Source organism: Nonomuraea roseola (genome assembly GCF_039535395.1).
GTDB classification, from domain to species: Bacteria; Actinomycetota; Actinomycetes; order Streptosporangiales; family Streptosporangiaceae; genus Nonomuraea; species Nonomuraea roseola.
The window spans coordinates 4,616,696-4,630,051 of record NZ_BAAAXC010000015.1; the positions used below are offsets into that span (position 1 = coordinate 4,616,696).

12 protein-coding genes are annotated in these 13,356 nt (G+C 70.7%); 4 read left to right on the forward strand and 8 right to left on the reverse strand.

Annotated features, from left to right (window positions below; genetic code table 11):
- Positions 1 to 150 precede the first annotated feature (150 nt).
- Complete coding sequence (locus ABFX55_RS45390) at positions 151 to 1,008, reverse strand: D-alanyl-D-alanine carboxypeptidase family protein (RefSeq protein ID WP_346129984.1); 858 nt, start codon at positions 1,006 to 1,008, stop codon at positions 151 to 153.
- Between the two features lie 119 nt (positions 1,009 to 1,127).
- Between ABFX55_RS45390 and ABFX55_RS45395 the strand changes: the two genes are divergently transcribed.
- Positions 1,128 to 1,319 (forward strand): YegP family protein, encoded by a 192-nt coding sequence (locus tag ABFX55_RS45395; RefSeq protein WP_183656907.1) that lies wholly within the window; start codon positions 1,128 to 1,130, stop codon positions 1,317 to 1,319.
- A 28-nt stretch (positions 1,320 to 1,347) separates the two neighbouring features.
- Here the strand turns inward: ABFX55_RS45395 and ABFX55_RS45400 are convergent, their stop codons facing one another.
- Positions 1,348 to 1,866 (reverse strand): DedA family protein, encoded by a 519-nt coding sequence (locus ABFX55_RS45400; protein ID WP_346129986.1) that lies wholly within the window; start codon positions 1,864 to 1,866, stop codon positions 1,348 to 1,350.
- A 236-nt stretch (positions 1,867 to 2,102) separates the two neighbouring features.
- On the opposite strand from ABFX55_RS45400, the gene ABFX55_RS45405 reads away from it, so the two are divergent.
- Positions 2,103 to 2,639, forward strand: a complete 537-nt coding sequence (locus ABFX55_RS45405; RefSeq protein WP_346129987.1) for a hypothetical protein — start codon at positions 2,103 to 2,105, stop codon at positions 2,637 to 2,639.
- Here the strand turns inward: ABFX55_RS45405 and ABFX55_RS45410 are convergent.
- The 3 genes from ABFX55_RS45410 to ABFX55_RS45420 all read right to left on the reverse strand — a co-directional run bounded on the left by ABFX55_RS45410 (position 2,608) and on the right by ABFX55_RS45420 (position 8,035).
- Positions 2,608 to 6,051, reverse strand: coding sequence for an ATP-binding protein (locus ABFX55_RS45410; RefSeq protein ID WP_346129989.1), 3,444 nt, complete (start codon positions 6,049 to 6,051; stop codon positions 2,608 to 2,610). The genes ABFX55_RS45405 and ABFX55_RS45410 overlap by 32 nt on opposite strands.
- 63 nt (positions 6,052 to 6,114) lie before the next feature.
- The gene (locus ABFX55_RS45415; protein WP_346129991.1) at positions 6,115 to 7,158 is read right to left on the reverse strand and encodes a lysylphosphatidylglycerol synthase domain-containing protein; all 1,044 of its coding nucleotides are present in this window, start codon (positions 7,156 to 7,158) and stop codon (positions 6,115 to 6,117) included.
- Between the two features lie 64 nt (positions 7,159 to 7,222).
- Positions 7,223 to 8,035: a PIG-L deacetylase family protein gene (locus ABFX55_RS45420; protein WP_346129993.1), complete on the reverse strand. Its 813-nt coding sequence runs from the start codon at positions 8,033 to 8,035 to the stop codon at positions 7,223 to 7,225.
- A gap of 76 nt (positions 8,036 to 8,111) precedes the next feature.
- On the opposite strand from ABFX55_RS45420, the gene ABFX55_RS45425 reads away from it, so the two are divergent.
- Entirely contained in the window at positions 8,112 to 9,254 is a 1,143-nt protein-coding gene (locus tag ABFX55_RS45425) for a glycosyltransferase family 4 protein (protein ID WP_346129995.1), read from the forward strand.
- A gap of 13 nt (positions 9,255 to 9,267) precedes the next feature.
- On the opposite strand, the gene ABFX55_RS45430 is transcribed toward ABFX55_RS45425, so the two are convergent.
- Together ABFX55_RS45430 and ABFX55_RS45435 are read right to left on the reverse strand one after the other, a co-directional pair.
- Entirely contained in the window at positions 9,268 to 10,695 is a 1,428-nt protein-coding gene (locus ABFX55_RS45430) for a DUF2079 domain-containing protein (RefSeq protein WP_346129996.1), read from the reverse strand.
- A gap of 100 nt (positions 10,696 to 10,795) precedes the next feature.
- Positions 10,796 to 11,173 carry a hypothetical protein gene (locus ABFX55_RS45435; protein ID WP_183656924.1) on the reverse strand — a complete coding sequence of 126 codons (378 nt, stop codon included), beginning with the start codon at positions 11,171 to 11,173 and terminating at the stop codon, positions 10,796 to 10,798.
- Between the two features lie 139 nt (positions 11,174 to 11,312).
- Between ABFX55_RS45435 and ABFX55_RS45440 the strand changes: the two genes are divergently transcribed.
- On the forward strand, positions 11,313 to 12,635 hold the full coding sequence (locus tag ABFX55_RS45440) for an APC family permease (RefSeq protein WP_346129997.1): 1,323 nt from the start codon (positions 11,313 to 11,315) through the stop codon (positions 12,633 to 12,635).
- Between the two features lie 18 nt (positions 12,636 to 12,653).
- Here the strand turns inward: ABFX55_RS45440 and ABFX55_RS45445 are convergent, their stop codons facing one another.
- A complete protein-coding gene (locus ABFX55_RS45445) occupies positions 12,654 to 13,247 on the reverse strand; it encodes a DUF1707 SHOCT-like domain-containing protein (protein ID WP_346129999.1) in 594 nt (197 codons plus the stop codon).
- Positions 13,248 to 13,356 lie beyond the last annotated feature (109 nt).

Consider the following 13,356-nt stretch of genomic DNA (forward strand, 5'->3'; position numbering starts at 1 on the left):
TCCAGAGTATTGCCTCAAGTGCGTGCGCGGGCAGATATATCTGCGGTGGCTGCGCCATTCGGAATGTCGGTATATCGAAAAACGGTCAAGCGTGAAACATATTCATGGGGCAACGGAGAGGCGAAGTGAATCGACGTCGGGCCGTAAGTCTCACGGTGTGGTCGTGGCGATCTGCTCCTCGGCGAAGTCGAGCAGTTGGGCCGCGGTGGTGAAGCGGCGGGCGTCCTGGTCGCCGAGCAGGACGCCGACGACCCGACGCCCGTTCCTCTCCGCCGCGAACGCCAGGCAGAAGCCCGCCCTGGTGGTGAACCCGGTCTTCACCCCGAGCACGCCGTCCGCCTTGCCGAGTAGCTTGTTGGTGTTGGTCCAGGTATGCGCTCGGTGGACCGCGCTCTTGGCCACCCGGTACGTCCGCTTGGAGACCACGGTGCCGAACGTCTCGTCCTTGAGGGCGACCCCCACGAGCTTGGCCTGGTCGACGGCGGTCGAGTAGCCGCCGTTCCGTGGCGAGGGCAGGCCGTCGGCGTTGGTGTAGAGGGTGTCGCGCAGGCCGAGCGAGCGCGCGGCGGCGTTCATCTTGGCGACGAAGGCGCTCTTGCCGGGGCCGTACGTGCGGGCCAGCGCGTTGGCCGCGTCGGCGCCTGAGGGAAGCATCAGCCCGTGGAGCAGGTCACGGGTGGTGACCTGCTCGCCCGCGCGCAGCGCCGCGCTGGTGGCGCCGTTGTCGGCGGCGTGCCGTACGTCGGCCCTGGTGACGGTGACGACGTCGCCGAGGTTGCCGTCGCGCAGGACCACGTAGGCGGTCATGACCTTGACCAGGCTGGCCACCGGGACCCTGCGGGTCTCCCTCTTGCCGAAGTGGACCGTTCCCTCCGAGTCGACGACGTACGCCGAGCGCGCGCCTACGTTCGGTGTCGTGTCCCTTTCGGCCTGGACCGATGGCGAGAACCCCACGACCAGGGCGAACGCCGCGATGCCGGTAAGTAGCCGAATACCCCCTATACGCATGCCAGACATCGTGACAGGTGATCAACCGTTGATATGCGGAACTTGACCCTATGGCGGGGAAAACGTCCTCTTGGGTCGGGTAAATGATCACTACGACCGTCATATCGGGGGAGATCGCCATGGCAGGTAAGTTCGTCATCACCAAGGACAGGCGCGGAGAGTTCCGCTTCAAGCTGGTCGCGAGCAACGGTCAGACCATCGCGATCAGCGAGGGCTACACCACCAAGGCGGCGTGCGTGAACGGGATCGACTCGGTGCGCAAGAACGCGCCAGGGGCGGCGGTGGAGGACGACACGCTCGCGGCCGTCTGAGCGGGGAAGCCGATCGGCCGGGCCCTCGTCAGGCGACGAGGGCCTTCTCGCTCTTCCTGCGCCTGCGCCACACCACGAAGGCGGCGACGCCGCTGAGCAGGATCACCGCGGCGACGGCGGCGGCGAGCGGCGAGTGCGCGGCCAGCTCGAGCCAGCCCCAGAGCACCGAGTAGAGCGCGAACGAGGTCACCGGCACCCACGTCAGGCAGCCGAGCGCGCTGGCCACGACGTACCAGGGGTAGGAGATGCGCAGCGCCCCCGCCACCCACGGCAGCGTGTGCCGCAGGACGGGCACCCAGAAGCAGGCGTAGACGGCCAGCGCGCCCCACTTCTCCACGACCCGTTCGACGGAGCGGATGCGCTCGCGCGGGAGCTTCCTGCCGAACCTCGACTCGTAGAGGGTGTCGCCGAGCTTGTGGCCGATCCAGTAGTAGGCCTGAAAGGCGCCGAAGAGGGCGACCGCTCCGACCGCCACGATCAGCCAGTACGGCAGGCCGAACAGTGAGGCGCGCGTCGGGTCGGGGATGACGATCGCAAGGTGCCGCATGACGGACATCACCCCCCCCAACCAGAACATTAGGCCAGCCTTACCTTATTTGATGGGCCTCTGTCGCGCCACCGTGCCCCACGCTACCGCCGAGCTCGGCAGGCGGTGTGTGCGGGACGTCGATCCGGGTAGTGGGGCGGACATCTCGGCGATATCGCCCTGAACTGCAAGTAGGCATCAAGTAGACCTCAACCCCTTACTTCTACAAATGGGGTGAACGAAGAGGGGCACAGATCATGACGAGAAGCGCAGCGGTCACCGGAACCGGTTCGGCCACGGCCGCCAAGCTGCTGGTGGGGGCCCTCGCCTTCACCACCGCCTATGTGGGCGTCTCGGCTTACAGCACCGCCAACTCCGCCCCCTCGGCCGCGGCTGAGGAGCAGGCGGCCGAAGAGCGGGCCGCCACGCAGACCGTCGCCCTGTCGGCGGCCGCCGTCCCGCTCACCGAGCAGACCGAGCCCGAGGCCGGCGCGATCGCCGTGAGCGCGCTGCCGGGCAGGGGCACCTGCGAGCAGACGTTCACGGCCCGCACCGTCGTGCTCAACCCGGACGCGAGCAGCACCGTGCTCTACAGCTGGCGCCTGGTCAGGTGGAGCTCGGTCAGCAGGTCGTGGAAGACCTACCAGACCGAGTACGCCGGCTTCATGGGAGCGCGCAGGAACGTCAAGTGGGAGCTCAGCGTGCGCGACAACCCCGGGTGGTACCGCATCGAGCTGACCGTCGGCGGCGCCAAGAAGCCGATCAGGTCTGATCGACTCCTGGTGAGTTGCTGACCGCCCGCTGCGCCGCCTCGACCCAGCGCTGCACCCCCACCCGCCGCGCCACCTCGAGCGCCTTGTGGTAGTGGTCGCGGGCGGCCGCGGGCTGGTCGAGCCTGATCGCCAGGTCGCCGAGGGTCAGCGCCACAGGCCACAGCGCGACCACGCCGGTGCCCGCGCCCGCGATGCGGTCGGTGAAGGGCTTGAGCTTGTCGTAGCAGTCGACCATCCGCTCGCGGTCGTCGAGCAGCATGCCCGCCAGCGCCCGCCACGTCATCGCCAGCTCGTAGAGGAAGTCGGGCCGCACCGGCGGCCTGGTGGCGGCCACCGCCTTGGCGTCCTTGAGATGCCCTGCGGAGGCCAGCGCCAGGGCGTAGGCGTCGAGGGTCCACTTCGCGCCGCGCTGGTGCGCCTCGGCCAGCACGTCGACCATCTGCGCAGCCCTGCCGTCGACCAGGTGCAGGCAGAACGTCGTGATGAGCGGCAGGTCCTGGCGGCCCTCCAGCATTCCGGCCCTCGCGGTCATCCTGGCCGCGTCGCGGTAGGTGCGCTCGGCTCCCGCGTAGTCGCCGGCGATCATCAGCCGCTGCCCGTCGTACCAGGCGCAGACGGCGGCGGGGGCCGACAGGTCGTACTGCTTGGCCAGCCGTTCGGCCGCCCTCGCGTGCTCGTCGGAGACGGCGAACTCGCCGCGCGCCGCCGCGCACTCCAGCAGCACCAGGTGCGCCAGCGCCTGCACCGCCATCTGCCCCGAGCGCTGAGCCACCTCCAGCAGCTCGCGTCCGATGCTCTCGCGGGTGTCGACGGCGGGGATGTCGTAGGACTGGCGCAGCCTGCCGCTCAGCGCCACCGCCAGCAGCGTGGGGTCGCCGCTCTGCCTGGCCAGCTCCAGCGCCTCCAGCGAAGCCTGCCGTCCGCGCTCGGGCGAGGAGGAGCCCTCGAGCTCGAGCGCCAGCGTGGTGAGCAGGCTCGCGCGCAGCGTCTGCTCGCCCTCGGGCAGCTCGATCAGCGCCCGCTCGGCCACGTCGACGATCTCCCACGCGGTGTGGGTGAAGTCACGGGCGATGCCCTTGTGCGGTACGGCCAGCGCCGCCGCCACCCTCGCGGTCAGCACCGGGTTGTTCAGCGGAAGCGCCAGGTCCATCGCCTCGCGCCGCTTCAACCTGGCCGCCGTCATGTCGCCGCACAGCGCCAGCGCCTTGATCTGGGCCAGCATCAGCTTGAGCCGCTCGGCGCTGTCGCCGCCCGTGCGGTCGAAGGCGGCCAGGGCCTGCGCCCACAGTGTCGCCGCCTCGCGGTGGGCGAACCTGCGCTCGGCCTGCTCGGCCGCGAGCCCCGCGTAGTGGACGGCCTTCTCCGCGGCGTCGGCGGCGAAGAAGTGGTGCGCGAGCGCGGCCACCTCGGCGGGCCGCCGCTGCTCGATGACCGCCGCCACCGCCGCGTGCAGCCTGGTACGGCGCAGCCTGGAGGCGTCGGAGTAGATCGTGTCGCGCACGAGGTCGTGGTCGAAGCGGAGCATGCCGGGCCCCGGCTCGGTCACCAGCCCCGCCAGCAGCGCCGCCTCGACGGCGTCGACCACCTCGTCGGTGCTGTCGACGCGCCCGTGACGCGGGTCGCCGGCCTCGCCCTCCCACCTCGAGCTCCTGCGCTCGATGCTGCCCGCCACCTCGACCAGCACGTCGACGTCGACGTCGCGGCCGATCACGGCGGCCTGAAGGAGGATCTGCTGGGCCCGCTCGGGCAGGCGGGAGATGCGCCTGCGCAGCACGTCGCGCACCCCTGACGGCACCTGCGAGGCCACCTCGGCCGCGGTGGCGCGGTCGCCGCCGACCGCCTCGGCGTCGAGCAGCCGCACGGTCTCGCGGACGAAGAACGGGTTGCCCCTGGTGCGCTCCACGATCGACTCGACCGCGTCCTCGTCCACCTCGCGCATGCAGGTGGCCCGCACCAGCTCGGCGACCGCCTTCGGGTCGAGGCCCGACAGGCCCACCCGCACGGGGCCGAGCCTGGCCAGCGCGGCGAGCACGTCGGACTGCTTGTCGTCGAGCTCGCTGTCGCGGCAGGTCACCACCAGCAGCACCCTGCTGGTGGCCAGCAGGCTCGGCAGCGCCCTCAGCAGGGCGAGGGTCTGGTCGTCGGCCCAGTGGAGGTCTTCGAGCGTGAGCAGCACGGGGGACCTGCGGGCCACCCCCGCGATGTAGCCGCCGACCGCCCTGTGCAGGCGGAAGCCGCCGGAGACCTCGTCGTCGTCGGGGTCGGGATCGGCGTCGTCGAGCAGCGGGGCGAGCAGCTGACCGTACTCACCCGCTCCTGTGACGCCCACCAGCGTGCGCAGGATCTCCACCCACGCCCAGCCCGGCGGGGTGGCGCTGGAGTCGGGACAGGCGCCCGAGGAGGCGATCCAGCCGTCGCCTGTCAGCCTGCTCTCCAGCTGACGAAGCAGCGTGGTCTTGCCGGCGCCGGCGTCGCCGGTGACGATCGCCACCTCGAACCGCGCGGTCCTGGCGGCGGCCGTGGTGAGCCTGGCCAGCTCGGCGTCGCGGCCCACGAAGGGCTCGGGCTCGAGCGGCGGAGGCTCCACGGGGGTGGTCGCCCTCGGCGGCCAGGTGTCGGCGACGGTCTGCTGCGGCCTGGACTGGCGTGGCGCGGCGGCCAGTTCGAGCTCCGGCGACTGGGCCAGGATGTCGGACTCCAGCTTGCGCAGCGCGGGGCCTGGGTCGATGCCGAGCTCGTCGGCCAGGATGCCTCTGGCCCTGCGCAGCGCGGCGAGCGCGTCGCCCTGCCGTCCGCACCGGTAGAGGCCGAGGGCGAGCAGCCGCCAGCCCTCCTCTCGCAGCGGATGCTCGGTGGTCAGCGCCTCGAGGTCGGGTACGGTCTCGGCGGGCATCCCCAGGCGCAGGCCGGTGTCGGCGTGGCGCTCGCGCGCCACCAGCCGCAGCTCGGTGAGCCTGTTGACCTCTGCCTCAGCCCACGGCTGGTCGGCGAAGTCGGAGTACGGCGTGCCGCGCCACAGGCCGAGCGCCTTGCCCAGCCTGGCGCGCGCCGACTGCGGGTCGTCGCCTTCGAGATGTTCGCCTGCGGCCCGCACCAGCTGCTCGAAGCGGAGCGCGTCGACCTGGTCGGGCGCCACGCGCAGCGCGTAGCCGGAGGCGACGGTCACCAGCAGCCTGTTGGGGCCTCCGCGCGGCCTGCCGGGCTCGAGGACCCTGCGCAGACGGGAGATGTAGACCTGCAGACCCGACTGCGCGCCCTTGGCCGCGTCGTCGTCCCACAGGTCGTAGAGCAGGGTGTCGACGGGAACGACCTGCCCTCGGGCAACGAGAAGCCGGGCGAGGACGGCCCGCTGCCGCAACCCGCCGAGGTCGAGTTCGTCGTCGCTGTCGCTTTCGTACGCCTCGACTGGCCCCAGAACCCGGAACGCCACCATGTCAGCCGCCACGCTATGCGTGCTTCCGAATCACGCACAAGGTCTTTGTTGGGTTCGCGATGGTCACGGCTGGGTTTCCAAGCTCTTACGTCGGGTCCTACGGTTCTTGCTCAGCAGCGCCCACCCGCCGAGAGCCAGGCCCCCGAAAGGGATCTCCACAGTGTAGGTCCAGAAGCCGAACAGCAGGGCCGTGGCCGTGGCGGCGGCGGTGTCGACGCCGAACGCGCTCGTCAGCAGCAGCACCACGCCGCCCTCCATCAGCCCTGCCCCGCTCGGCGTGACCACGACCGCGGTGAGCACCCTCGACAGGGCGAAGACGGCGATCGACTGGGCCAGGCCCGGATAGGCGCCGGTGGCCTGCATGCAGCAGTACATGATCAGCCACTGCAGTCCGAGGAAGCCGATCATTCCCGCCGACAGCCCCGCCCACCTGGCCCTGACGATCTCGGCGGTGTCCTTGCGGAGCCTGTCCAGCGCCTGCGAGACGGAGAACTTCAGGCGCACCAACCTGGCCACGGCGTCGAGGCCGCGGCCGAGCAGCGCGGCGGCGCGGTCCCAGTAGAGGGCGGCCGCGACGACGGCGACCAGCACCAGGATCGACAGCGCGCCCGCCCAGCCCGCGCTCGCCACGGTGCGGTTGGGCACCTGGCCCGCCATCAGCAGCGCGATGATGCCCACGGCGGGCAGGACGAACCTGAACAGCGTGTTCCACACACCGCTGACCAGCGTCATCACCACGATGGAACGGTTGGCGAAGCCCCAGCTCCTCGCCATCGCGAACGTCAGCGCCACCCCCGCCGCGCCGCCGAAGGGCAGCAGGTTGCTGACCGCGCTGCCCGCCGCGTTGAGCGTGAGCCCCTGCAGGTTGTTCAGGCCCGGCAGCGAGTTGGTCAGCACGAAGGTGTAGGCGAGCAGGCTGGCCAGCCACACCGCGGTCATCAGCGCGATCATCCCCAGGCTCATGGCCGAGAACTCCGCGCCGATCTCCGCCCACGAGACCTTCTTGCCGGTGAGGGACTGGACGATCTGCGGCAGGTAGACGACCAGCGTCACCGCCAGCGCGAGCGAGAGGACCGACAGGGTGATCTGGAGCCATTTGTTCTTCATCGCTACCAGCCTGCCCCGGCCGGAGCGTGTGGTGCCTCGTTCTGAGGGAGGAGAGCGTTCGTCATCACGGCGCCTCGTCGAAGGGATGCCTGAGGCGGGTGCCCGGCGGCAGGTCGCGCCGGACGTACCACTCGGTGCCGAAGACCAGGCGGTAGAGCGGGCCGGGGATCTTCAGCAGGACGGCCAGCGTCCTGTCGCCGTCGCCGCCGCTGGCCTGGGAGACATGGGCGGACATGCTGGCGCGCTTCTGCCACGCGTACTTCCTGACGTTCACCCTGTGGGTGATCTGGTCGCCCGCGGTGTAGGCGCTCTCGAACGTCCTGAGGTCGAACTCGGGCGGGAACCTGTAGAACCTGCCCGCGAGCCGCAACGCCCTGATCAGCGGGTCCCTGTTGACCGTCGCCTCCAGCACGATCGGCGTGCCCGCGATCTGCGCGGCCCGCCTGCCCACCCTGTGCACCTGCACGTGGTCGGGGTGGCCGTAGCCGCCCGCGGGGTCGTAGATCGTCAGCAGGTCGGCCCGCTCCTCGTCGAGCACGGCGGCCAGCGCCTTGGCCGCCTCCTCCGAGTCGGCGTCGATGAAGGCGTTGTCGGGCCGCTCCTCGGCCACCCCTCCCGAAGGGCTCAGCCCCGAGTCGCCGTAGTCGAGGCACACCACCCGCGCGCAGCCGAGCGCCGCCGCCGACTTGTACAGCTCTCGCATCCTGGCTTCGCCGAGCGCCTCGCCCTTCTCCATCTCGGCCAGGCCGCGCTCGCCCGCGGTGGCCACGACCAGCACCACCCTGTGGCCCTCGGCCGCGAGCATCGCCATCGTGCCCGCCGTCAGCAGGGCCTCGTCGTCTGGGTGGGCGTGGAAGAACACAGCGGTACGTGGCACAGGGTCAGATTACTAACGGCGAGCACGGGCCTCGGACCGCAGATCACGCAGGCGGGCCGTGAGTAGTCTGGGACGGGTGCGGATCCTTCACGTCAGCGACTGTTACCTTCCGCGGCTCGGGGGCATCGAGGTGCAGGTCGCCGACCTCGTCAGGATGCAGCGGGAGGCCGGCCACATCGTCGAGGTGGCCACGGCGACAGGGGGCGAGGAGTTGCCCCAGGTCCACAGGATGGTCGCCAGGATGCCTTTCGACCTGCCCGTCCACCCCCGGGGTGTGGGAAAACTCACCAGGCTCATGACCTCGGGCAGGCCCGACGTCGTGCACGTCCACGCGGGGGCCGTCTCGCCGTTCGCGTGGATGGGGGTGCGCGCGGCCGTACGGGCGGGGCTGCCCGTGGTGGTGACCGTGCACAGCATGTGGGATCCGGTCACCAGGGCGCTCTACACCGCTCTGCGCCTGGGCTTCGAGTGGCACAGGTGGGGCCTGGTCGCCACGGCCGTCAGCACCGCGGCCGCCGTCCCCATCCGCGCCGTCGCGGGGCGGGGCACCCCTGTGCACGTCGTCTCCAACGGGCTCGACATCTCGGGCTGGTGTCCCTCTCCGAACGAGCCGCCCGCCATGTCCGCCTCGTCGTTGGGCGACGAGGTGCACCTCGTCGCCGTCGGCCGGCTGGCCCCGCGCAAGCAGCCCGTCAGGCTGCTGCGCCTGCTCCACGCGGTGCGCTCGCGCGTCCCCTCCTCCGTGCCGCTGCGCGCCACGATCATCGGGGACGGCCCGGCGCGCGGCTCCATGGAGCGCTTCCTCGCCGCCAACGACATGACCTCGTGGGTCTCGCTTCCCGGCCGCCGCACCCGCGAGGAGATCGCGAAGGTCCTCTCCTCGGGTGACGTCTTCATCGCCCCCGCGCCCCGCGAGTCCTTCGGCATCGCCGCCCTCGAGGCCAGGGCCGCGGGCCTGCCCGTCGTCGCCCGCAGCCAGAGCGGCGTCGCCGACTTCGTCAAGCACGGCGAGGAGGGCCTGCTCGGCCGCTCCTTCGACGACCTGGTCGCGGCGGTCGTCCGCCTGTCGACCGACGCGTCGCTGCGCGGGGCCGTCACCGCGCACAACCGCGCCACTCCGCCGGCCGCGGGGTCGTGGCCGCTGGTGCTCGAAGGCTTCGACCGCTGTTACGCCGAGGCGCGTGACCTGGCCGCCCGCCGGTGGACGGCCGCGCGCTGAGGCGACGGATCCATCACAGGGGGTCGGGCGAGGCCGGGTCCGGGCGGCGCAGGACGACGTAGCCGTTGCGCTCGAAGACCCGGACGTAGCCGGAGGCCAGCAGCAGCGCGACACGGTCGGCCTGGGCGGCCGGCGAGCCGAAGGGGTACTCCCACCTGGCCACGTCGGCCACGACCCATGGCGCCTGGCGCGGCGTGCCGTCCAGCAGCAGGACGGTGGCGCGGGAGGTGAGCGCGGGGCCGAGGGAGTTGGTGACCTCGACGACCGCTCCCGAGGGGACCTTCGAGACGGCCGCGGCGGCCGCCGTCGTGCGCTCGGGGTCGGCGCGGTAGAAGCCCGGGTGGGTGAGCTGGTCCAGGGCGAAGCGGGGGAGCAGGGTGAGGGCGACGGCGCACACGGCGACCGCCCACGCCGTCTTCACCGAGGGGGAGTCGGGCCGTTTGGCCCAGCGCAGGAGACGGGCCAGGCCGTCCACGCCCGCGCAGAAGAGGATCACGACGGTGAAGGCGCTGTACTGGAAGTCGGACTGCCACCACGACGAGCGGTCGGACAGCATGCGCTCCAGCACGTGCGGCAGCGCGATGAGCGAGACGGGGGAGAGCAGGCACAGCAGTAGCGTGGGCCAGACCAGCAGGAAGAGCGTGTCCACCTTGGCCTCCTCGCTGAACGGCAGGACGAGCGTGCCGAGCGGGTCGCCGAGCATGTGGAGCAGGGCGCTCGTCGCGTCGGGACCGAGGTGCCCGTAGGCCCAGAAGTCCCCCGCGTCGCCGCCCGCCAGCGGGATGAGGAAGCCGCGGGTCAGGACCGTCCAGGCCAGGCCGAGGGCGACGCACAGCAGGCCCTGCAGCCTGTCACCGAGCAGCGCCACGCACAGTCCCGCCCCCATGGCCATCAGGCCCATGTCCTCCTTGACGAGCAGGAGGGCGAGCAGGGCGAAAAGCGCGGGCAGGGGACGGCCCGCGTGATACCGCTCGATCATGACGGCGGTGAGCAGCGGGACGAACATCACCTCGTGCACGTCGAACGCGGCCGCCTGGGCGATCGGCCACGACAGCGCGTAGGCGACGGACACGAGGTAGGCGGGGGCCGTACCGAGGACGCGGTGGGTGAACTTCCACAGGAAGGGGATGGCGGCCGCGAACAGGACGGCCTGGGCGACGATCAGCGTCGCGGGGCCGTCATGGATCCAGTAGAGCGGCGCGAGCAGCGCGTAGATCGGCGAGAAGTGGTCGGCCAACTGCGGGTAGTCCATGCCGCGGCCGTGGAAGACGCCGACGGAGGGAATGTACGGCGGGCCGAAGCGGGCATAGCCCCGAACCGCCTGATCCACGATGACCAGGTCGAACGTGGTGGCGCGGAAGGTGACCAGCTTGACCAGGCCGAGCAGGGCGTAGGCGAACGCGGCGGCCAGGGAGAGCAGGTAGATCCAGAGACGGGTCATCGGGCGCACGGGCGACAAGAGTAGACATCGGCAGGACATCCTGCCCACGGTCGCCGCGCCGCGCTGCCCCCCGCAGGCGGTGCGGCGACCGGGAAGTCAATCAGGAGCAGGCGCTCTGGATCTTGGTGGAGAAGCTCTGCACCTTCGTCATGGCGTCCGCGCTCGTGGCGTCGCTCTTGAGCGACTCGAACAAGCCCGCCGCCTCGTTGAGGGCCTCGGCGAGCTCGCCGTCGTACTTGCCGGCGAGCGTCTTGAGCTTGTCGGAGGCCTCCTGGGCGGACTTCGCCATGGCCTTCTGCATCTCATCGGGGTTGGTGCCGATGTTGGTCATGCCCTTGGAGTACTCGGTCATGATCTTGGTGGCCTCGTTGTTGGCCTCGACACAGTTGGCGGCGTTGCCGACCGCGCCGCAGGCGGTGAGGCCGGTGAGGGTCAGCGTGGCCGCGGAGATCGTGATGGCCCGCTTGAGGAAACGCATTCTGGTGCCCTTCGTTGGATGTCTAGCAGAAGGGACATTATGGAGCCCTACTTGATGTTCACTTACATCCCGCTTACATCATCGCCCCCACGTCGGGTAGGGGCCGGGTATGACTGTGGGTCAGGGACATCAGCCCGGCTTGAAGCGGGTCATCGGCCGTAAGGTGCTGCTGCTCTTCGTCGTGGGGGACATCCTCGGCGCGGGGATCTACGCGCTGGTCGGCAAGGTGGCGGGCCACGTCGGCGGGGCCCTGTGGCTGCCGTTCCTCGTCGCGTTCGTGCTGGCCGCCCTCACCGCCACCGCCTACGCGGAGCTGGTCGGCAAGTATCCCCAGGCGGCGGGCGCCGCCCTCTACGCCAACAAGGCCTTCCGCATCCCGTTCGTGACCTTCATCGTGGCCTTCGCGGTCATGATGAGCGGCATCACCTCCGCCAGCGCCGCCGCAAGGGCGTTCGGCGGCAGGTACCTGGCCGAGTTCGTCACGCTGCCGGTGATCGTGGGCGCGTTCCTCTTCCTCGGCCTGGTCACGCTGGTGAACTTCGCCGGCATCTCCGAGTCGGTGAAGGTCAACGTCATCCTGACGATCATCGAGGCGTTCGGCCTGCTGGTGATCATCGCGATCGGGGTCTACGCGCTGCTCACCGGCGGCGGCGATCCCGGGAGGGCGCTGGAGTTCCATCCGGCCCACGGGGCGTTCCTCGGCGTGCTGGGCGGCACCGCGCTCGCCTTCTACGCGCTGCTCGGCTTCGAGGACTCGGTCAACCTCGCCGAGGAGGCGAGAGATCCGCAGAAGGACTACCCCCGCGCGCTGTTCGGCGGTCTCGTGGCGGCGGCGCTGATCTACATGGCGGTCGCCTTCACCGCCACCATGCTGGTCGACACCAAGACCCTCGTCGCCTCGACGGGGCCGCTGCTCGAGGTGGTCAAGGTGGCGGGGTTCGCCTTCCCTCCCAAGCTGTTCGCCCTGATCGCGCTGCTCGCCGTCGGCAACACTGCGCTGATCAACATGCTGATGGCCTCAAGGCTGGTCTACGGCATGGCGCGCCAGCGCATCATCCCCTCCTTCTTCGGCGCGGTCCATCCCACCAGGGCCACGCCGTGGGTGGCGATCGTCTTCACGGTGGGCATCGCCGCGGTGCTGGTCGCCACAGGCGACGTCGGGCCGCTGGCCGACACGACCGTGCTCCTGCTGCTGCTGGTGTTCGCGCTGGTCAACGTCTGCGTGCTGCTGCTGCGCAAGGACCGCGTCGAGCACGCGCACTTCGTCGCGCCGACCTGGATGCCCGCGCTGGGCGCGGTGGTCTGCCTGTTCCTGGCGCTGCCCGTCACGGGCAGGTCGGGCGACGTCTACCTGCGGGCGGCGGTCCTGGTCGGCATCGGCGTCGTGCTCTGGTTCGTCAACAGGTTCTTCGTGGGCAGGATCGACGAGATCGACGTCACCAAGATCAACCCGCCCGACTGAGCCGGTGCCGAGCGGGCATCACGTCTCGCTGCTCCACCACTGGGCCACCGAGCGCCTCGGGTAGCGGATCCTCAGCTCGCCGTACTTGATATGGCCGGTGACGCGCACGTGCAGCAGGCCAGGTCGAGGGCGGGCGGGGACGGACACCTTGACCTCGCCGCCCCATCCCGCCTGGTAGCCGTCCACGTTGGCGGTCGCGCCCTCCGGCAGGACGATCTTCGCGGAGCCGTACTTCAGGTCGAAGTCGAGGTCCACGACGGGATGGGCGACGCTCGCCTGCGAGAGGTCGAGGGCGGCGTTGCCGTACTTGGAGACGATTCTGAGCCGTTGGGGCACCAGCCAGTCGCCTGAGCGGCTCACGTCACCCGTCTTCGACTCCAGCACCACCTCCCCGGTCGGGTGGGCGGGCACGACGACGGGGACGATGGCGCCCGCGCCCGGCAGGTCGGACAGCAGCTCGGTGAGGTCGCCGTAGGTCTTGGACCCGAAGACGAGCTCAAGGCGTTCGTCCAGCTCCACTGGGTTGATACGGCCTTCGGCGAAGGCCTTCTGGAGCTGTTGCGCGGCCCGTTCGCGGTCGGCGTCGGACACGCGCATGCGGTGATCGGTCATGGGGGGCTCAAAGGTCATGGGGACTCAGAAAGGGAGGGGCCTGCCGGAGGGAGTGCGCAGGTCGAGGGGGAGGGGACGGCGGGGCAGCCGCGGACGGGGGACCAGCTGG

Coding starts and splice junctions, on each gene's coding strand:
- ABFX55_RS45390 (WP_346129984.1), bottom strand. CDS start 1,008: ATGCGTATAGGGGGTATTCGGCTACTTACCGGCATCGCGGCGTTCGCC.
- ABFX55_RS45395 (WP_183656907.1), top strand. CDS start 1,128: ATGGCAGGTAAGTTCGTCATCACCAAGGACAGGCGCGGAGAGTTCCGC.
- ABFX55_RS45400 (WP_346129986.1), bottom strand. CDS start 1,866: ATGCGGCACCTTGCGATCGTCATCCCCGACCCGACGCGCGCCTCACTG.
- ABFX55_RS45405 (WP_346129987.1), top strand. CDS start 2,103: ATGACGAGAAGCGCAGCGGTCACCGGAACCGGTTCGGCCACGGCCGCC.
- ABFX55_RS45410 (WP_346129989.1), bottom strand. CDS start 6,051: ATGGTGGCGTTCCGGGTTCTGGGGCCAGTCGAGGCGTACGAAAGCGAC.
- ABFX55_RS45415 (WP_346129991.1), bottom strand. CDS start 7,158: ATGAAGAACAAATGGCTCCAGATCACCCTGTCGGTCCTCTCGCTCGCG.
- ABFX55_RS45430 (WP_346129996.1), bottom strand. CDS start 10,695: ATGACCCGTCTCTGGATCTACCTGCTCTCCCTGGCCGCCGCGTTCGCC.
- ABFX55_RS45435 (WP_183656924.1), bottom strand. CDS start 11,173: ATGCGTTTCCTCAAGCGGGCCATCACGATCTCCGCGGCCACGCTGACC.
- ABFX55_RS45445 (WP_346129999.1), bottom strand. CDS start 13,247: ATGACCGATCACCGCATGCGCGTGTCCGACGCCGACCGCGAACGGGCC.